Here is a 21,081-nt window from a genome sequence, read left to right on the forward strand (position 1 = left end):
TGGGGCGCGATTATGGAGGAATCCCGACGCCTTGTCTACCCCTGAAAGTAAAAAAATTGATTTTTTTACTTCGTTTGGCTAATCTTCACTCAATTACTCTCTATTTGCGAAAAATAATGGTAATATCTGTGCAAAATCGGTGTCTATCATTTCTCTAGGCGTATGATTTTTAACCTAATAATTTTTAGCCTATGGGAACGCACGCTACAGTATGTACAAACAATCATCATTAAAACCAAGCACTCTTTCACGTATTTTTGCTGCGTTTATTCTGTTGTTAATTGTGATGCTGTTTTTATCACTATTTAACTACTATCAAGCATGGGTGCAAAACCGCCAGACCTCATTAAGTAGTATGGCCACTAGGTTAGCGTATCAAATCGAAGACTACCGCTACCAAGCTAGCCACATTTATAAGCTTGCCAATGATAAAACAACTCCCACTGCTATAGATAAACTTTCCGTGACAGAAATGCGCCATGATATTTTTTGGTTAAGTAGTGCAAACCAAACTATTGATGCGATTGTATTTGGGAATAATAAAAAAGCGAATAATTTATTAGCCACTAAGCTAGCTGATTATATGGAGATTGTCTGGGGTGCACGCAATGAATATAACTCAATGTATTATCTTAATGGGCTAGATAATACTTTAGTTTTAGTAACTACTCATTCAATACTTAAGCCTGAACTACGTTTTAAGGAAAGCTATCTGACTCTAACTGCTGAAGAAAAGCGTGCGGATATGTTGACTCAGTCGACACTGTTAGATAGACGAGAAATTATATCTAATATACAAAAGTATTCTCCAGATAACCTCTTCTATTATACATATCGCTTGATGTTCAACTCTCCAGGGCAGCTAACCAGTGTTATTTCGTTTGATATTTCCATTAATTCGCTGATCCCAGCAAGCCTTAATGGGGATTTTTTCACCATTAATACACGCCCATCAAGTACTGGCAGTAATGAGTCTCATACCTCTTGGGTTGGAACAAACCTAATATTTTCGCAACCTATTGAAGGAACTAGCTATCAGCTTTATTATCATACTTCATTAAAAAACATTATTTTTAATATGGTGAGCTTTAACCTTTGGTTAATGACAGGCATGCTCATCATGATTTTCCTTGCTTTGTTGATCATGGCTTTTATTCGTAAACGGCTTATTTCTCCCAATACCAACATGCTACAAGAACTCCATTTTAACGAAGCACTAAACAATGCCCTGATTAACCATATTGCCTATGGTATTTTAGTCTACGACTTTAATGCCAACAAAAAAATCCTTAGCAATAACATTGCAAATCAATTACTACCTTCAATGGATTTGGTTCATATAAAAGAGATGGCAATCGAAAATCATGATGTTATTCAGGTTTCGATTGAAAATATTGTTTATGAGATCGTACTTGTTGAAAGTGCAACCAAAGCAAATACTGTCATGTTTATTATTGTAGATAAAGACAAGGAAGCTCTCACTCAAAAACGCCAAGAACTAGCCAACCGTGAATATAAAAAGAATATCCAAATGCGCAAGGTTGTATTTGAAAATATGTGTAGTGAAATACTTCCTGCTCTTATCCAAATTGACGACCAATTAACTAAATTAGCTAAAATTTCAGGTGAAAATAACCAAAAATTTGTTTTGGAAATAGAAAGTCAGCTATTTTATATTAACCGTTGGTTTGAAAATATAGGGTTGCTAAATCAGCTAGAATCAGAAACAACTCCACTAAAAAGTGAAAAAATTTCGATTGCAAATGTCGTTAATCAGTTTTTGAAACAAAACCTATCGCGTCTTAATAATAAAGGGTTAGCCCTTTATTTTCATAACAATATCAATCCTGATTCATTAATTGAAACCAATTTGGCTTATTTACAGCATCTAATACAACTCATTTGGGATTATTCTATTGCAACAACCTCTTTTGGGAAGATATCTTTCACGCTATCTTATGATTCAGAAAAAAGAGTCGTTTTACTTAACATTAGAGATAGTGGTTCAGGGCTTAGTAACCAAGAACTTAATAACTTGCAAAGTCCTTTTCTTGGGAAAATACTAAATTCATCTCACTTCACTCGTTCTGGTATGACATTTTATTTATGTAAGTTATTGGTAAAGAGGATGAATGGGACATTTTCGATTCGTACTAGCGATGCGATAGGCACACATTATGAGATTACACTTCCAGCGACCAATGAACTCCTTGTTAAGGATTATCCTGCTTTATTAGAGGATGTCTACGTGCGGTTAAATATTCATAATGCAGATATTTCGCGTATTATCAGAAATACCTTAGCCAATTATGGCGCAGAATTTCTTGATTTAAATGAAAGTTCTCCGCATACGGATTGGGATCTGTTGATCACTGATAATAATGAAGAATGTTTTGAACACATTATCAAAATTAATGGTAATCTTTCTGGAATGCACGAGTTGCAACCTCACTACATAGAGGTTAATTATAACTTTGCTGATGAGCTTATTAGTGCAATTTCATTACTTATCGAAAATTCGGATAGCGAAGATGAATGTTCACGCTTACCAGAACCTAACGAGGTTGAATCTCAAACTTCATTATCTAACCCTGATGGAGAAATGGAAAATGCAATTAAAAGTTATCAATTAGTTTTAGCTAACAGTGGATATCGAGATTTGTTCATAACAACAGTACCGATAGATATTAATAAACTGTATAATAGTGAAAGTGTTGAGGATTTGACCGAATTGAAAAACACTGCACATCGTTTAAAAGGAGTTTTTGCTATGCTCGAATTCACAGTTCTTCATAAAATTTGTGAAGATTTAGAGCGTTATATAGCAGATGAAAACGGATTGGAAATAAGAAAATGCATTAGCATGCTGGATAATTCAGTCAAAAAACTAATGCCAGAAGGTAACCAATAAGATGAATAACCTAAATGTCATTGTTGCCGATGATCACCCTATTGTTCTTTTCGGTATCAGAAAATCACTTGAACAAATCGAATGGGTGAATATCGTAGGTGAATTTGAGGACTCAACCTCTTTAATTAATAACTTAGCACGCTTAAACGCTGATGTTCTAGTTACTGATTTATCTATGCCAGGTGATAAATACGGCGATGGTATTACGTTAATCAAATACATTAAACGCCATTATCCTGACCTTTCAATTATTGTTCTCACCATGAACAATAATCCAGCCATTCTAAGTGCAATTCTAGAACTGGATATCGAAGGTATAGTGTTAAAACAAGGCGCACCAGCAGATTTACCTAAAGCATTAGCGGCCTTACAGAAAGGTAAAAAGTTTACCCCTGAAAGTGTGAGTAAATTGTTAGAAAAAGTCAATGCGAGTGGTTACGGTGATAAACGCTTATCGCCAAAAGAAAGTGAAGTTCTGCGTTTATTTGCTGAAGGTTTCTTAGTCACTGAAATTGCTAAGAAGCTTAATCGTAGTATCAAAACAATTAGTAGCCAGAAAAAATCAGCAATGTTGAAATTAGGCGTTGAAAATGATATTGCCTTACTGAACTATCTTTCTTCTGTCAGTATTGATAACTCGCCTTCAGAGTAATATTTAAGTTCTTTTACTACACGATAAAAACCCGGTTACGGGTTTTTATTTTTTACTCCATTCATTTTTCAGCAAAAACGGGTCAATGTCTCGCGCAAAATAGCAATAGTGGTTGGTTTTGATAAACAATCATTCATACCCGCATCGATACAGCGTTGTTTTTCCTCAGCCATCGCATTCGCTGTTAGTGCAACAATAGGTAAATTACATTCTAAGCGGCGTAACTCTCTTGCCAACTGATAACCATCCATATTTGGCATGTTGACGTCCGTTAAAATAATATCAGCATGATGGCTATCTAAGTATTTCAGTGCATCTAATCCATCCACTGCAGTACCCGTTGTAAAGCCGATGCTGGCTAATTGTTCACTCAAAAGCATCCGATTGATTGGGTGGTCATCAACAATAAGTACATGGTATTCACCCAAAGAAAAATCTGCCATTAGTTGCTCATTCGAGCTAACATTTTTCTGTGAATTCTCAACGGTTTTCATAATAACTTTATCAATTAATACGGGTAACTTATCTAATTGATATGTGTTATAAACCCATTCATTTGATTTTGCTTCATAAAGATCACCAGCGTAGAAGCTCGACAACTGAATATGATGAGTGCTTCTCACTTCCCCTTTATGCTCACAATCGGTTATCAACAGGTCATAATCGATTGTTTTGTCGATAGAGTTATTAGTTACTACTATAAATTTTTCATGTGCTAATAGCCGTGATAGGAAATTCATTAAGAATTCGTTTTGGCACGAAATAGCAATACGATAGCCTGTACGATAATCGGGAACCGTTTTTTTAATGTACTCTTGCCCATAAAGTGGGATACGTATTGTGAATGAACTTCCAAGACCTATTTGGGAACTAACTTCTATATCACCATCCATTAGGTTGATTAGTTTTTCACATATAGCTAAACCTAAACCTGTTCCTTTGTGTCCGGTATTGTTTTGGTCATGTACTTGAAAGAATGGGTCAAATAATTGCATCACCACTGCTTGAGTCATGCCTATCCCTGAATCTCGGATTTCGACCTTCAAATAATTCTCATCTTTCCAAACATACAACAGTACAAAACCGGATTCCGTAAACTTAATACTGTTATTAACAATATTAGAAACCACTTGCTGTAGCCGTACTGAATCATTGAGAATTAAATCAGGAATGTCAGGCTCAATATAAGAATACAACGATATTTTTTTCTTGGTCACTAATGGCAAATAGTTAGCTAATACAAATGCAAATACTTCCCGACAATTAAAAAGTTTATTTTCTATTTTCAATTGTTTAGATTCAATTTTAGAAAAATCCAAAATATCACTGATGATTTGCAACAGTAATGAAGAAGAATTATCCATTGTGGACACTAAACGCGTTGCTTTTTCGGATAACTCATAACGTTGCAATAATTCAATGTTACCGATGATCCCATATAGCGGTGTTCTTAATTCATGGCTTACCGTTGCTAAGAACATCGATTTTGCATGGTTTGCTTGCTCTGCAGCATCAGCAATATCTTGCAATGATTTCTCCATTTGCACACGGATACTGATATCAATTAAAACACAAATCGCGACATCTTCATTTTGATAACGAGAATTCACAAAGCTGATCTGTAAATGTGTACCATTTGTTGTCACAACATCAATATAATTACTCGCTTTCTGGCGAATAATTGTCAAAATCCGCTGCTTATCATCATCACTTAATAAGCGAAAATAATCATGAGCCAGCTCATTACTTAGAATATTGCCACCATCCGTTAACCGTAAGATAATGATCCCCACAGGCGCGGAGGCCACAATTTTATGATTAAATTGTTCATGTTCTTCGAGGCGAATAGCGGTATTCGCAGCTGGCTCCAACATTTTTCTTTCTAACAACCAGATTAGAAAGAAAATAAGCCCACCAGTAAAAATATTAAGTATTACCCCGTAGAAGATAGTATCTTCTAAGCTCGCGAGTATTTGAGATGTTGCTATTGAGAAAATAACCGTTACTTGAGAAGGGGCTAAACGCTTCTTAAAAATTAATTTTGAATAATCAGAATTAAAGCCAAAAAAAGAAGGCTCTGCGATATTCAACAGTGCTGAACTTTTAGGATTCATATCTACCGGTGAATATAAAACAGGTTGGTTATAATTATTCACCATCAATATTTCAACTGCTTTATTTTTACTTATATTAAATTGATTCAAATTGATTGAGCGTTCTAGACCAATAAAAGCAAGCAACATCTCTTTATGATTAACAGGTTGAATTAGATAGACTTGGCCGTTATCGGGTTGGGCGCCATGCACAATAGTGAACAAATTACGCTCTTTGCCTCTCAGCCTTAGTCCCTGATAGGTGCGTACACTCTCATAACTCACTTTTTTCAATATCTCAATATCGGATATTGTAGAACGGATCGGATAATCCACCATACAATAACTTCTTGAACCGACTAAAAATACATGATTTAAGGCTTGTGGAGCCGCAATACTATCCTTCCAGAAATAATTTAATTGTTCGAAAGCATGTAAATAATTTTCAGCTCTATTCCTAAAATAATCACAATCTGTATCGGCGGTTAATTTATAAAAAGAATAGTTTGATGCACTAGGCAAATCCATAAAACTTGTAGATGTAGCCTTTCCATTCCCAGATTCTTGTAATTTAGTTTTATATTGTTCAGTCATTGACTGAATAGAATTTAAGGTCGCACCGGTTTGTTGAATATAAGCCTGAAGATTCTCATGCCCTGAATAAAATTGCTGACGTATGTCAGATTTATACTCATTGAATTGTGAATAAAGAAAAAATAAAGTAATAAAAACGCCCATCCCCCACAACATCAAGCCGAGGATACGAAATAAATCTCGAGAGAGTCTAAGTGATGTTTTAAACGAGGGTAAATATCTCAAGCGCCTTCCTGTATATTCGATACCATGACCGTTAATTATACTCGATCACATGATAAAAAAGCGATAAACATGAAAAGTAATAAAAACCATGAGAGATATCAATTAGAAAAGTAAAACGGGCAGCGTGATCGGCTGCCCGTTGAGTAGATTAAACGAAATGATTAATCTTGTTCATTGATGTCTGCATCATCCACACCATTTTCCATGGTGTTTTCGTCTACATTTTCATCATCTAAACCTTCATCATCTTCCGTTTCAGCAACGCGCTGTAAGCCAACAACTTTTTCGTCTTCGGCAGTTCTAATCAGAGTAACACCTTGAGTATTTCGACCAACAATACTGACTTCTGACACTCGAGTACGAACTAACGTCCCTGCATCAGTGATCATCATGATTTGGTCAGTGTCATCGACTTGAATGGCGCCAACTACATTCCCGTTACGTTCACTCACTTTAATGGAGATAACCCCTTGAGTTGCACGTGATTTTGTTGGATATTCTGCTGCTTCAGTACGTTTACCGTAACCATTCTCTGTTACAGTCAAGATATGGCCTTCCCCTCGAGGAATAATTAAAGAGACAACTTTATCGTTATCCATTAATTTTATACCACGAACACCTGTTGCAGTGCGCCCCATCGGTCTTACTGCATCTTCAGCAAAGCGAACCACTTTACCTTGCGCAGAGAACAACATGACTTCATTTGAGCCATCGGTCAAATTAACACCAATGAGTTCATCACCTTCATTTAGGTTAACCGCAATAATACCTGCGCTTCTTGGACGGCTGAATTCTTGTAAAGGCGTTTTCTTCACCGTACCGCTTGCAGTCGCCATAAACACGTTGTAGCCCTCTTCGTACTCTCGTACAGGTAAGATAGCTGTAATGCGTTCGTTTTGTTCAAGTGGTAATAAGTTAACGATTGGACGACCACGAGCACCACGGCTGGCCTCTGGTAATTGGTAAACCTTCATCCAGTATAAGCGACCACGACTTGAGAAACACAAGATGGTATCGTGCGTATTGGCAACCAAGAGGCGTTCAATAAAGTCTTCGTCTTTCGTCCGCGCTGCCGATTTACCTTTCCCTCCACGACGCTGTGCTTCGTAATCAGACAGAGGCTGATACTTCACATAACCTTGGTGAGATAACGTAACGACCACATCTTCTTGATTGATTAAATCTTCAATATTGATGTCCGCGGTATTCTCGGTAATTTCAGTACGTCGAGGGTCATTATATGTATCACGAATAATTTCTAATTCTTCGCGAATAACTTCCATCAAACGTTCAGGGCTACGCAAAATAAATAACAGAGCTTCAATTTGAATTAAAAGTTCACGGTATTCTTCGAGTAATTTTTCATGCTCAAGACCCGTTAACTTTTGCAAACGCAAATCAAGAATAGCTTGTGCTTGTTGTTCAGTAAGGAAATATTGACCATCATGAACACCGAACTGTTCTTCTAACCATTCTGGACGAGCCGCGTCATCACCTGCACGCTCTAGCATCGCAGCCACATTACCAAGGTCCCAAGACCTTGCTATCAGCCCTGCTTTGGCTTCTGCTGGCGTTGGTGCCTTACGGATCAGCTCGATAATTGGGTCAATATTCGCTAATGCAATCGCTAACGCTTCAAGTATATGAGCTCTATCGCGTGCTTTACGCAGTTCAAAAATGGTACGGCGTGTAACAACCTCACGACGATGACGAACGAAAGCAGCAATAATATCTTTTAGATTCAGTATTTTTGGTTGGCCTTGATGTAAAGCCACCATATTAATGCCAAAAGAAACTTGCAGCTGAGTTAATGAATACAAGTTGTTTAGGACAACCTCACCCACCGCATCACGTTTTACCTCAATGACAATACGCATGCCGTCTTTATCTGACTCATCACGTAATGCACTGATACCGTCAACACGTTTGTCTTTGACTAGTTCAGCAATTTTTTCAATCAAGCGAGCTTTATTCACTTGATAAGGTATTTCGCTGACAATGATGGTTTCACGGCCACTTTTCTCATCGACTTCGACTTCTGCACTAGCACGGATATAAACCTTACCACGCCCTGTACGATAAGCATCGATGATACCACGACGACCGTTGATGATGGCAGCAGTCGGGAAATCTGGGCCCGGTATGTGCTCCATCAAACCTTCAATACTGATATCTTCATCTTCTATATAGGCAAGACAACCATTTATAACTTCCCCTAAATTGTGAGGAGGAATATTAGTTGCCATCCCAACAGCAATACCTGACGACCCATTAACTAAAAGGTTAGGGATTTTCGTTGGCATTACTTCAGGAATTTGCTCTGTTCCATCATAGTTTGGAACGAAATCAACGGTTTCTTTTTCAAGATCAGCCAGTAGCTCATGAGCAATTTTCGCCATACGGATTTCCGTATAACGCATTGCCGCAGCTGAGTCTCCATCAACTGAACCGAAGTTTCCTTGACCATCCACCAGCATGTAACGCATAGAGAAAGGCTGTGCAAGACGAACGATAGTCTCATAAACAGCGCTATCACCATGTGGATGGTATTTACCGATGACGTCCCCGACTATACGGGCAGATTTTTTATAGGGTTTATTCCAATCATTTCCCAATACATTCATCGCAAATAGTACTCTGCGGTGTACTGGCTTCAGTCCATCTCGAACATCCGGAAGTGCACGGCCGACAATAACGGACATTGCATAATCCAAATACGAACTTTTAAGCTCTTCTTCGATATTAACTGGTGTGATTTCTCTGGCAATCTCGCTCATGGAACCACTGTCCCTCATAACTTCGGATTCAAAGAGTAGAACTATACCACAATTCGCCAATTTAATAAAAATAAGAGACGGGTATTTGTCTTTCAAGCTATGTATAATAGCGGAAAATTAAGTTTATGTGTCCGAAACTTGAAGGTTCTGCAATGAATAGCTGCGATAACTCAGTTATTGTCTGCATTTTAACCTTCAATAATAAACGGGCGCCTATCACCTCCCTATTAAAATCAGGCTATCAATAATAGGTCTATCGGGTAATAGGATCAAAATAGGAGCTTCTTTAATGAGTGATACCCAAACCCCAGCGTATCTTAATGTCGATAAACAAGAAATTGAAAAATTTGAATCCATCGCATCCCGCTGGTGGGATTTAGAAGGCGAGTTCGCCCCTTTACACCGTATTAACCCATTACGTTTAGGGTACATCATGCAACGTGTAGAGGGGATTTTCGGTAAAAAAATTCTTGATGTAGGCTGTGGTGGCGGCATTTTATCAGAAAGTATGGCGCGTGAAGGTGCGGAGGTTACTGGCCTAGATATGGGCGCGGAACCTTTAATGGTTGCACGTTTGCATTCGCTTGAGTCAGGTATTCCTGTTGAATATGTTCAAGAAACGGTTGAACAACATGCAGATAAACACCCTCAAGCCTATGATGTTGTAACTTGCATGGAAATGCTAGAGCATGTGCCAGACCCACAATCTGTCGTCAGAGCCTGCGCAAAATTAGTTAAACCAGGTGGCCATGTTATTTTTTCTACTATTAATCGTAATAAAAAAGCTTGGTTGATGGCAGTTGTTGCTGCAGAGTATGTGATGAAAATGGTCCCCAAAGGGACTCATGATGCGAATAAATTTATTCGCCCATCAGAATTGATTAGCTGGGTCGATGGAACACAGTTAAAAGATAAACATATCATAGGGTTGCACTATAACCCTATGACTGATAAATTTTGGCTTGGCCCAAATGTGGATGTCAATTATATGCTACACACGATCAGCGAATAGCCTGTTAGTCGCGAAAAGCATAAATCGCAAGCAGTACGTTTAAGAAAGCAGCAAACGATCGCAATTTACAAAATTTATTTTAGTCCTCATGTCGGAAGCTTTTTTTTTATTAGTTCCTTTTACCATGCAGCTTACCGACATGATCTATTTTCTTATCCAACCAGTTATCCACAAGAACCCCGCAATTTGTTCACTTGATAAAATCGCATATTAACATTATCTTGTTATGGTATTCTCAACAAACTACTACATATAGTAGTAAGGCAAAACATAACACAACTAGTCTCATGGCATTTAACCATGGGCTTTTTTATGTTTGCATTACACTATTTGTTGTTCAACCAAGGTGCATTTGCTCATGAACCAGAGTCTGTTAGTCACAAAACGTGATGGACATAAAGAACGCATTAATCTCGATAAAATCCACAAGGTAATAACCTGGGCTGCTGAAGGCCTCAGTAACGTATCTGTTTCTCAGGTGGAGTTACGTTCACAGATTCAGTTTTATGATGGGATCAGAACTTCTGATATTCACGAAACGATGATCAAAGCAGCAGCCGATTTGATTACTGGTGAAACACCAGATTATCAATATCTTGCCGCACGTCTTGCGATATTTAACCTACGCAAGAAAGCCTATGGCCAATTTGAGCCACCAGCACTGTATGCACATGTAAAACACCTCGTTGAAATGGGGAAATATGATAAGCATTTGCTGGAAGACTACTCCGAAGCAGAGTTCGAGCAAATGGATAGTTTTATTGACCATTGGCGTGATATGAATTTTTCCTATGCTGCGGTTAAACAGCTCGAAGGCAAATATTTAGTACAAAACCGCGTAACTGGTGAAATATACGAAAGTGCGCAATTTTTATATATATTAGTTGCGGCTTGTCTATTTTCACATTACCCAAAAGAAACACGTCTTGATTACATTCGCCGTTTCTACGATGCCGTATCTACCTTCAAAATTTCACTACCTACGCCAATTATGGCTGGGGTACGTACACCTACGCGTCAATTTAGTTCTTGTGTTCTAATTGAATGTGGAGACAGCCTTGATTCTATCAACGCCACATCAAGTGCCATTGTCAAATATGTTTCACAACGTGCAGGAATTGGTGTAAATGCAGGGCGTATCCGTGCATTAGGTAGCCCTATTCGTGGTGGTGAAGCATTCCATACTGGCTGTATACCATTTTATAAGCACTTCCAAACAGCGGTTAAATCTTGTTCTCAAGGTGGCGTCCGCGGTGGTGCAGCAACATTATTCTACCCAATCTGGCACTTAGAAGTTGAAAGCTTATTGGTTCTAAAAAATAACCGTGGTGTTGAAGGTAACCGTGTTCGTCATATGGACTACGGCGTTCAGTTAAATAAATTGATGTACGAACGCTTGATTAAAAACCAAGATATCACGTTGTTCAGCCCATCTGATGTGCCAGGTCTTTATGACGCTTTCTTTGCCGATCAAGAAGAATTCGAACGCTTGTATGTGAAATATGAACAAGATGAAAATATTCGCAAGACCGCCGTAAAAGCCGTTGAGCTATTTTCATTAATGATGCAAGAGCGTGCATCTACTGGTCGTATTTATATTCAAAACGTTGACCACTGTAATACACATAGCCCATTTGACCCACAAGTTGCACCCGTTCGTCAATCGAACCTGTGTTTAGAAATTGCATTACCGACAAAACCATTAAATAACATTAATGATGAAAATGGTGAAATCGCGCTATGTACACTTTCTGCTTTCAACTTAGGTGCAATTGAAAGCCTTGATGAGTTAGAAGAATTAGCCACGTTAGCTGTCCGTGCGTTAGATGCCCTACTCGATTATCAAGATTACCCAATTATTGCAGCGAAGCAAGGGTCTATGGGCCGTCGTACCTTAGGTATTGGCGTGATCAACTATGCTTATTATTTGGCAAAACATGGTGTTCGTTACTCCGATGGCAGTGCAAATAATCTAACGCATAAAACCTTTGAAGCAATTCAATATTACCTGTTGAAAGCCTCAAATGAACTAGCAAAAGAGCAAGGCGCTTGCCCATGGTTCAATGAAACCACTTATGCACAAGGTGTGTTACCGATCGATACTTATAAAAAAGAACTCGATAAGTTAACTAATGAGCCTTTACATTATGATTGGGAAGCACTTCGCCAAGACATTAAACAACATGGTCTGCGTAACTCTACATTATCTGCTTTGATGCCTTCTGAAACATCATCCCAGATTTCAAACGCAACCAATGGTATTGAGCCGCCACGTGGTTACATCAGTATTAAAGCATCTAAAGATGGCATCTTACGTCAGGTCGTCCCTGATTACGAAAATCTTAAAAGTGCTTATGAACTGTTATGGCAAATGCCTTCAAATAGCGGTTATTTACAACTCGTTGGTATCATGCAGAAATTTATCGACCAGTCGATATCTGCAAACACAAACTATGACCCAACTCGTTTCGAGAGCGGTAAAGTACCAATGAACCAATTGCTAAAAGATTTATTGCTCGCCTATAAGTTTGGTGTGAAAACACTTTACTATCATAACACCCGCGATGGCGCGGAAGATGTGCAAGGTGATCTGGAAGAAGTTGTTGAGTCAGCAGATTCCGATTGCGAAGGCGGCGCGTGTAAAATTTAATAGGAATGGTTATGTCACATACATATACAACGTTTTCACAGAAGAAAAATGACCAAATGCTGGAACCGATGTTTTTCGGCCAGCCGGTTAACGTGGCACGCTATGATCAGCAAAAATACCCTATTTTTGAAAAACTGATTGAAAAACAACTGTCATTTTTCTGGCGACCAGAAGAAGTTGACGTGTCACGCGACCGCATTGACTATAATGCATTGCCAGAACACGAAAAGCATATTTTCATCAGTAATCTGAAATACCAAACGCTGCTTGACTCTATTCAGGGTCGCAGCCCAAATGTGGCTCTGTTGCCATTAATTTCAATTCCTGAGTTAGAGACTTGGGTAGAAACGTGGGCATTTTCTGAAACTATTCACTCACGTTCTTATACGCATATTATTCGTAATATCGTAAATGACCCTGCCATCATTTTTGATGATATTGTTGAAAATGAAGAAATTTTAAAGCGTGCAAAAGACATTTCTGGTTTTTATGATGACCTAATCGAAATGACTAACTACTACCATATGTTTGGTGAAGGCACTCATAATTGTAATGGCAAGCAAGTCACCGTTTCTCTACGCCAACTTAAAAAGCAACTTTACCTGTGCTTAATGAGTGTCAATGCCCTAGAAGCCATCCGTTTTTATGTTAGTTTTGCTTGTTCATTTGCTTTTGCTGAGCGTGAACTGATGGAAGGGAATGCAAAAATCATCAAGCTAATTGCACGTGATGAAGCGTTGCACCTAACCGGTACTCAACACATGCTTAACCTATTGCGTTCAGGTCAAGATGACCCTGAAATGGCAGAAATTGCAGCGGAATGTGAACAAGAATGCTACGACTTGTTCGTACAAGCAGCGGAACAAGAAAAAGAGTGGGCTGATTACCTATTTAGTGAAGGTTCAATGATTGGTTTAAATAAAGATATTTTATGCCAATACGTTGAATACATTACTAATATCCGTATGCAAGCGGTAGGTTTGAAATTACCTTTCGAAGGGCGCTCCAACCCGATACCATGGATTAACGCATGGTTAGTTTCAGATAACGTACAGGTCGCACCTCAAGAAGTTGAAGTTAGTTCTTACCTAGTTGGTCAAATTGACTCTCAAGTCGATACCGACGACCTGAGCGACTTCGAACTGTAATTATGGCTAGCCATAAAATCACCCTGCGATTAACGCAGGGTGTTCAAGTTCCCTTCCATACTGAAATCCATTCGTGTTTATTGGAAGCTCTCGAAGATAGCCGTGTTCCTGTCGAATATCAATGCCGTGAAGGCTACTGTGGTTCATGTCGTGTGATGTTATTACGTGGAAAAGTCGGCTATAAGCGTAAACCTTTGGCATTTGTTCAAGAAGGTGAAATATTACCTTGTTGTTGCCACCCGCTTTCTGACATTGAAATTGGTTGATAGTTTAATATCGTTAGCGATTGCATGGTAATTGACTTTCCATGCAATCGCTTTTCATCTTATGAGATTGCTATCGGTTTATAGGTAACCATATAAAGCGGCAAATACCCAGCCAAATACGCAAGAGACGCCCACCCCAATTAACCCCGGCAAGATAAAACTGTGGTTGATAACAAATTTACCGATACGTGTTGTTCCTGAGCGGTCAAATTGAATCGCTGCAAGGTCACTAGGATAAGTTGGTAAAATATAATAACCATAACAAGCTGGCGCAGAAGCAATAATATAAGCAGGGTCAACACCAATTCCTAATGCGATAGGCACAACCGCTGCCAATGCCGCTGCTTGTGAATTAACGAATTTAGACACCAATAGTAAAATAACCGCATATGCCCATGGGAAATCCTTAACTAAAGAACCAAGTGTTCCTTTGATCTCATCCATGTGTGCACCAAACATGGTTTCAGCCATCCATGCGATACCATATACCGCAACAATAGCAATCATCCCTGAGCGGAAAACTTCATTCTTCGATATTTGCCCTGGATTAGTTTTACAGATGATAATAATTAGCGCTCCTGCCAATAACATAAACATCTGGATCACTAATACCATAGAAAGTGGTTTACCATTCACTAGTGGTCTTAATTCAGAAAAAGCGCCTAATAATGCAACGACTGCAATAGATGCTAGGAAAATCCACATCGCTACCCAATTAATTTTAGGCAGTTTTTTATCCAGTAATGTCACACTGTCACCATATACATAATCATGGTTTTCAGGGACAGAAATAAACTCTTGGAATACGGGGTCTTTATCAAGATCTTTCCCCCTAAACCAACTAAAGATACCAATAGCTAAAATACCTAATAATGTTGATGGGATAGTAATGGCCAATAAATCTAGAAATTCAAGAGATTGCCCGTTTATCGTCACCCCATTTAACATTGCAACGAGTGAAACAACAGCCACTGATACAGGGCTAGCTATAATCCCCATTTGTGCACCAATACTACTTGCAGCCATTGGTCTTTCTGGTCGAATATTGTTTTTAATCGCTGCATCATAAATGATAGGTAAAATAGTATAAACAACATGCCCTGTACCACACAAAATGGTTAAAATGCATGTCACAAATGGTGCCACAATAGAGATGTATTTAGGGTTTTTCCGTAGTAATCGTTCTGCAATTTGCAGCATGACATCTAAACCGCCTGATGCTTGTAACGTTGCTGATGCGGCAACAACAGCAATGATAACAAGCATAACATCAACAGGCGGTTTTCCTGGCGGTAAGCCAAACCCAAAAACTAAAATTACGAGACCAACACCACCCAAAAGCCCTAACGCCATCCCACCTTTTTTTGCTCCGTAAAACAAGCAAACAAGGATAATGGCAAGTTGTATCATGAAGTCCATAGTTTCATCCTTTATAGATATGTCTGCCTATATTATCCGGATGATTTATATTCATTAATTTGATTTATGATAATTTCAAAATCAATTTAATTTTATTTTTTATGCTTTTGTTATAGCCCCATCACACAATTCACCTTAAGTAACTGCCATACTGCCCAGTTAATTAGTCTATATAGAAAAATCAATTAATTACCCTCTATTTTTTAACATATGCCTCCTCTTTGAATTTACGTTTATCTCTCATTATTTTTTCATTTAATTAACCTGTATTTATTTAGCTATTCTTTTAGTCTCAACTAAATTTAAGGTGTAAATATATATATACACCACCTGTAATTTACATTTGACAGCGCACGTGCAATCGCATAATCTGCTGCACTTATTAATAAATTAATTTCAATTAGAGGAACTTGTGAAGAATCGTACGCTTGGCAGTGTGTTAATCGTTGCAGGAACAACAATAGGGGCTGGGATGCTGGCAATGCCACTTGCTGCTGCAGGTGTCGGTTTCACAGGCATCGTCTGTTTGCTTGTTGGTTTGTGGATGTTAATGAGCTATACCTCATTGCTATTAGTTGAAGTATATCAACATAACCCAGCCAACATGGGATTAGGGTCTGTTGCTAAGAAATATCTAGGTCCCACAGGGCAAATAGTAACAGGCCTCAGTATGCTGTTATTAATGTACGCCTTAACGACTGCATATATTGGCGGTGCCGGTGTTCTAATTTCAGACAGTTTTTCTTCATGGTGGGGTATTAACATTTCGACGGATACTGCCATTATTGCGTTCACAATTATCGGGGGTGCGATTGTCTGCATAGGCACCCACTCTGTAGACTTTATTAATCGAATTTTATTCACTGCAAAAACTGTTTTTTTAGTGATTATGTTAGTCGTGATGATGCCCCATGCCGAAGCTATTAACTTAAGCACAATGCCAGTTGAAAAAGGCCTACTTCTTGCTGCCGTGCCCGTTATATTCACTTCATTTGGGTTCCATGGAAGCGTGCCTAGCTTGGTGAACTATATGAATGGTGATGTACGTAAATTACGTATGATTTTTATTACGGGTAGTGCTATCCCACTAGTCGCCTATATTCTGTGGCAAATCGCAACGCTTGGGTCAATTCCCTCTCATACGTTTATCGGGATCCTTGCGCAACAATCTGGCCTAAACGGGCTACTGACTGCAATCCGTGATGTTGTGGCTACACCCCGCGTAAATATCGCTGTTAGTTTATTTATGGATTTAGCCTTAGCGACTTCCTTTTTAGGTGTTGCCCTTGGCCTATTTGATTATCTTGCCGACCTATTTAAGCGCAGTAACCACCTATTTGGTCGCATTCAAACAGGTTTATTAACCTTCATACCGCCGCTGTTAGCTGCCTTATTTTTTAGCAGTTTCGTGCAGGCCTTAACTTATGCTGCTGTTGCACTGTCTGTTCTTGCACTGATTATCCCTGCGCTCTTAACCTTACGGGTGCGTAAAGTTGAAACGCAAGGTGAATACCAAGTTAAGGGTGGCACACCAATATTAGGTTTAGTGCTACTTTGCGGTATCGCTGTCATCGCTATCCAATTTGCTATTGTTGCTGGTTTTTTACCAAACGTTGGGTAAGCTCTCGATAAAGTAAAAGACTTCAATATCATGCCATTTGAAGTCTTTTACTCAGGATTGAGTTTTATTGTTATTACCTTTATCCATTAACCCAATCATTCATCACTCCTATATTTTACTCTACGTTAATACACCTCTTAAAATTTACCTCCAAAATATCACTCCTTATCAGTAAATAATACCGAGCAGACAACTTTGTCTGCTTATTCTATTGTGGTGTAGTGACGTTACTGCTTGTTATCATTGGCTGCCAATAAGGATAATTGGATGCAGAAAAAACGGATATCTACTGCACATGATGCCGCTTTTAAAGGCTTTATGACGAAAATTGAGAATGCCCGAGACTTTTTTGATATTCACCTCCCTAATCATATTAAGTCATTATGTGATTTTAATACGCTAGCCCTAACTAACTCTTCATTTATTGATAAACAACTGCGCTCACGTTTATCCGATGTTTTATATTCAGTGCAAACAACCCACGGAAAAGGTTACCTTTATCTTTTAGTCGAACACCAGTCAACCCCAGATAAACTTATGGCTTGGCGTTTAATGCATTATGCGTTTTTAGCGATGAACCAACATCTGCAACAAGGTAATAAGACGCCCCCTCTTGTAGTGCCAGTTCTTTTTTATCACGGTGGGCGGTCTCCATACCCCTATACGCAATTATGGACGGATTGTTTTACACTCCCAGATATCGCTAATGGGCTATACACACAGCCATTCCCATTGGTAGATGTCACGGTAATAGAGGATAGTCAATTGGTTAATCATCGGAAAGTCGCTGTCATGGAGCTGGCGATGAAACATAAGTATTTACGGGATGAATTTCAGCAAGTTCTGCCGCTCTTGGCACAGGCACTTAATCAACACTATAATAGCGATAATGATATCGTGACTATCTTGAATTATTTGTTCATTGCGTTGGACTCCACTAATTTCGAACATATTGTGCAGGCATTGGGGGAGCAAACCGAAAAACATAAGGAAACTATAATGAATATTGCACAGCGGTTACAGGATAAAGGCCGCCAAGAAGGTCTACTTGAAGGCATTGAGAGAGGGCGAGAAGAGGCAACAATTGTTTTGGCGAGTAATTTACTTAAACAAGGGGTTAGCCTAGAAATTATTATGGAAAGCACGGGGTTAAGCCGTGAAGTACTGGTTTCATTACAGTAACCCTCTAACAGCTATTAGTATGTGCAATGTGAGCAACATCGTAATAAATAAGCTTAGTTATTATTTTGTTTCAAGCGGCTTTTAAATAAAGAATATTTATGATAATAAAAAATAAGGTGGAATTATCAGTTCCCAATCTAAGGGGCTAATCCCGGATTAGGAACTGATTAAAATACGAGAAAAGTTTTAAAATGAAAGCCCTGCTCCCACATACCAACCATCTGCAACTTTATCACTGTTGTTGCCATGGCTACCTTTCATTTCAATTAACCGATACCCAGCATCAATAGATAACGGCTTGAATACCGTGTAACGTGCGCCCGCTTTAGCTTCTACGTACGATTTGCTGCCTGATGTCAGTTGCTCAGGAGCACCATAAGCTTCACCATAAATATTTAATGAAGGCAAAGCTTGCCAATTTACCCCACCACCAACAGCTAATGCAGCACCATTACTATTGTTATCAGGCGATAAATATAACCCTTTACCACCAACATGAGCAGAAAAAGGCCCAATTGGCAAACCAAATGTAGCGCCGAGGCTCCCCATTTGACCATCATGGTCACTGCGCGCCCAAGAACCATTAAACGCTAAACCGGCATTTGGGTTACCCAACCCAGCAGACAATTCCGTAAAATGTTTACCTGCTTGAGCACTAACTGAAACTGCTTGTGCAGTACCAACAAAAAATGGCGACATGGCCGCTGCTAATAACAATACTTTGCGCATTATCTTATCCTCTTCAAATTATTACATGCGGATACTACGCGAATTTTACGTAATCCTCAGTCTTTATTACTCAGATTTACTCAAGCTATACATAAAATACGACAAATTCTCAAATAATTTTATCAAATCAAAGGTATATCATTCAATAACAGTAATATAAATACCACTATTGCCATGTTAATCACAGTAATTGGTCATATTAATTAGATTATTAATACCATGGTAATTATACTGGTTTATAGGTTCATTGTAGTAATGATTTTATTTTTTTACAAAAGATTAACTTATTAGTTAGGTTTGTGTAGTCATTTAATCCAGAATTAGGAGTATTTTGATGAAAAAGAAAGGGCTTACTACCGCTTCTGGCGCTCCCGTCGCCAATAATAATAATGTCATGACCGCGGGTAAACGCGGCCCTATGTTATTACAGGATGTTTGGTTTTTAGAAAAACTGGCTCATTTTGACCGTGAAGTGATCCCAGAAAGACGCATGCATGCAAAAGGTTCAGGCTCATTCGGTACCTTTACGGTGACACATGATATTACCCGTTACACAAGGGCAAAAATTTTCTCACAAATTGGAAAAAAAACCGAAATGTTTGCCCGTTTTTCTACCGTTGCAGGTGAGCGTGGTGCCGCAGATGCAGAACGTGATATCCGAGGTTTTGCACTGAAATTTTATACAGAAGAAGGTAACTGGGATATGGTTGGTAACAATACCCCAGTTTTTTACTTCCGTGACCCTTTGAAATTCCCTGATTTAAACCACGTGGTTAAGCGCGATCCACGCTCTAATTTACGTACTATGGAACATAAGTGGGCATTTTTCTCTCAGTTACCTGAATCTTTGCACCAATTGACCATTGATGCGAGTGATCGAGGCATCCCTCAAAGTTACCGTCATATGCACGGTTTTGGTAGCCATACTTATAGCTTTATCAATAGTGATAACGAGCGATTTTGGGTCAAATTCCATTTCCGCTGCCAACAAGGCATCCAAAACCTCTCTGATGAGCAAGCAGAACAATTAGTCGGTAAAGATAGAGAAAGCTCACAACGTGATTTATTTGAATCTATTGAAAAAGGTGACTTTCCTCGCTGGAACTTACAGGTTCAAATCATGCCTGAGAAAGAAGCATCGCAAGTTCCTTATAACCCATTTGACCTAACTAAAGTCTGGCCACATAAGGATTACCCATTAATTGATGTTGGCTATTTTGAACTTAACCGTAACCCAGATAATTATTTTTCTGATGTCGAACAAGCTGCATTCAGCCCAGCAAATATCGTCCCGGGTATTGGTTTCTCACCAGATAGAATGTTACAAGGGCGTTTATTCTCTTATGGCGATGCGCACCGTTACCGCCTTGGCGTCAACCACCACCAAATCCCTGTAAACGCACCTCGCTGCCCATTCCACAATTACCATCGTGATGGAGCTATGCGTGTGGATGGCAATAGTGGCAATAATGTCACTTATGAGCCAAATGAAGCAGGCTTATTCCAAGAACAACCGGATTTCAGTGAGCCGCCATTATCTATCGAAGGTGCTGCTGACCATTGGGATCATCGTGAAGACCAAGACTATTTCAGCCAGCCTCGCGCCTTATATGAACTACTGGATGATGCAGAACATCAAAGAATGTTTAAACGTATTGCGGGGGAACTGATTGACGCAACAGAAGAAACCCAAATACGCCAAATTGGGTTATTTAAACAAGTTCACCCTGAGTATGGTGCAGGCGTGGAAAAAGCATTAAACGCTCTGAAAAAATAATTCGCTTGAGTGGCAGGAGAATCCC

The 21,081-nt window shown here is 39.0% G+C and carries 13 protein-coding genes; 9 read left to right on the forward strand and 4 right to left on the reverse strand.

Going from position 1 to position 21,081, the window contains the following annotated elements; all coding sequences use genetic code 11:
- The first annotated feature begins 211 nt into the window (after positions 1 to 211).
- Together rcsD and rcsB are read left to right on the forward strand one after the other, a co-directional pair.
- Positions 212 to 2,911, forward strand: a complete 2,700-nt coding sequence (gene rcsD / locus P3L56_RS12600; protein WP_198860725.1) for a phosphotransferase RcsD — start codon at positions 212 to 214, stop codon at positions 2,909 to 2,911.
- A 1-nt stretch (position 2,912) separates the two neighbouring features.
- Positions 2,913 to 3,563 (forward strand): response regulator transcription factor RcsB, encoded by a 651-nt coding sequence (gene rcsB, locus P3L56_RS12605; RefSeq protein ID WP_004259923.1) that lies wholly within the window; start codon positions 2,913 to 2,915, stop codon positions 3,561 to 3,563.
- A 68-nt stretch (positions 3,564 to 3,631) separates the two neighbouring features.
- Here rcsB and rcsC read toward each other — a convergent pair whose 3' ends face one another.
- Positions 3,632 to 6,475 (reverse strand): two-component system sensor histidine kinase RcsC, encoded by a 2,844-nt coding sequence (gene rcsC, locus P3L56_RS12610; protein ID WP_072065753.1) that lies wholly within the window; start codon positions 6,473 to 6,475, stop codon positions 3,632 to 3,634.
- Between the two features lie 161 nt (positions 6,476 to 6,636).
- Positions 6,637 to 9,252, reverse strand: a complete 2,616-nt coding sequence (gyrA, locus tag P3L56_RS12615) for a DNA topoisomerase (ATP-hydrolyzing) subunit A (protein WP_105881096.1) — start codon at positions 9,250 to 9,252, stop codon at positions 6,637 to 6,639.
- Positions 9,253 to 9,541: 289 nt separating this feature from the next.
- Between gyrA and ubiG the strand changes: the two genes are divergently transcribed.
- From ubiG to yfaE, 4 genes are all read left to right on the forward strand, one after another.
- Positions 9,542 to 10,264: a bifunctional 2-polyprenyl-6-hydroxyphenol methylase/3-demethylubiquinol 3-O-methyltransferase UbiG gene (ubiG, locus tag P3L56_RS12620; RefSeq protein WP_042844412.1), complete on the forward strand. Its 723-nt coding sequence runs from the start codon at positions 9,542 to 9,544 to the stop codon at positions 10,262 to 10,264.
- Between the two features lie 358 nt (positions 10,265 to 10,622).
- Positions 10,623 to 12,914: a class 1a ribonucleoside-diphosphate reductase subunit alpha gene (gene nrdA, locus P3L56_RS12625; protein WP_042844413.1), complete on the forward strand. Its 2,292-nt coding sequence runs from the start codon at positions 10,623 to 10,625 to the stop codon at positions 12,912 to 12,914.
- A gap of 11 nt (positions 12,915 to 12,925) precedes the next feature.
- A complete protein-coding gene (gene nrdB, locus P3L56_RS12630) occupies positions 12,926 to 14,062 on the forward strand; it encodes a class Ia ribonucleoside-diphosphate reductase subunit beta (protein WP_042844414.1) in 1,137 nt (378 codons plus the stop codon).
- A 2-nt stretch (positions 14,063 to 14,064) separates the two neighbouring features.
- Complete coding sequence (gene yfaE, locus P3L56_RS12635) at positions 14,065 to 14,328, forward strand: class I ribonucleotide reductase maintenance protein YfaE (protein WP_042844415.1); 264 nt, start codon at positions 14,065 to 14,067, stop codon at positions 14,326 to 14,328.
- A 78-nt stretch (positions 14,329 to 14,406) separates the two neighbouring features.
- Here yfaE and P3L56_RS12640 read toward each other — a convergent pair whose 3' ends face one another.
- Positions 14,407 to 15,747 (reverse strand): anaerobic C4-dicarboxylate transporter, encoded by a 1,341-nt coding sequence (locus tag P3L56_RS12640; RefSeq protein WP_048607497.1) that lies wholly within the window; start codon positions 15,745 to 15,747, stop codon positions 14,407 to 14,409.
- A 412-nt stretch (positions 15,748 to 16,159) separates the two neighbouring features.
- On the opposite strand from P3L56_RS12640, the gene tyrP reads away from it, so the two are divergent.
- Positions 16,160 to 17,368, forward strand: a complete 1,209-nt coding sequence (gene tyrP, locus P3L56_RS12645; RefSeq protein WP_042844418.1) for a tyrosine transporter TyrP — start codon at positions 16,160 to 16,162, stop codon at positions 17,366 to 17,368.
- 267 nt (positions 17,369 to 17,635) lie between these two features.
- A complete protein-coding gene (locus P3L56_RS12650; RefSeq protein ID WP_131680531.1) occupies positions 17,636 to 18,550 on the forward strand; it encodes an Rpn family recombination-promoting nuclease/putative transposase in 915 nt (304 codons plus the stop codon).
- Between the two features lie 186 nt (positions 18,551 to 18,736).
- Here the strand turns inward: P3L56_RS12650 and P3L56_RS12655 are convergent, their stop codons facing one another.
- A complete protein-coding gene (locus tag P3L56_RS12655) occupies positions 18,737 to 19,279 on the reverse strand; it encodes a YfaZ family outer membrane protein (protein WP_042844420.1) in 543 nt (180 codons plus the stop codon).
- 334 nt (positions 19,280 to 19,613) lie between these two features.
- Between P3L56_RS12655 and P3L56_RS12660 the strand changes: the two genes are divergently transcribed.
- A complete protein-coding gene (locus P3L56_RS12660; RefSeq protein WP_042844421.1) occupies positions 19,614 to 21,056 on the forward strand; it encodes a catalase in 1,443 nt (480 codons plus the stop codon).
- Positions 21,057 to 21,081 lie beyond the last annotated feature (25 nt).

This window comes from Providencia sp. PROV024 (genome assembly GCF_032709665.1).
Lineage (GTDB): Bacteria > Pseudomonadota > Gammaproteobacteria > Enterobacterales > Enterobacteriaceae > Providencia > Providencia huashanensis.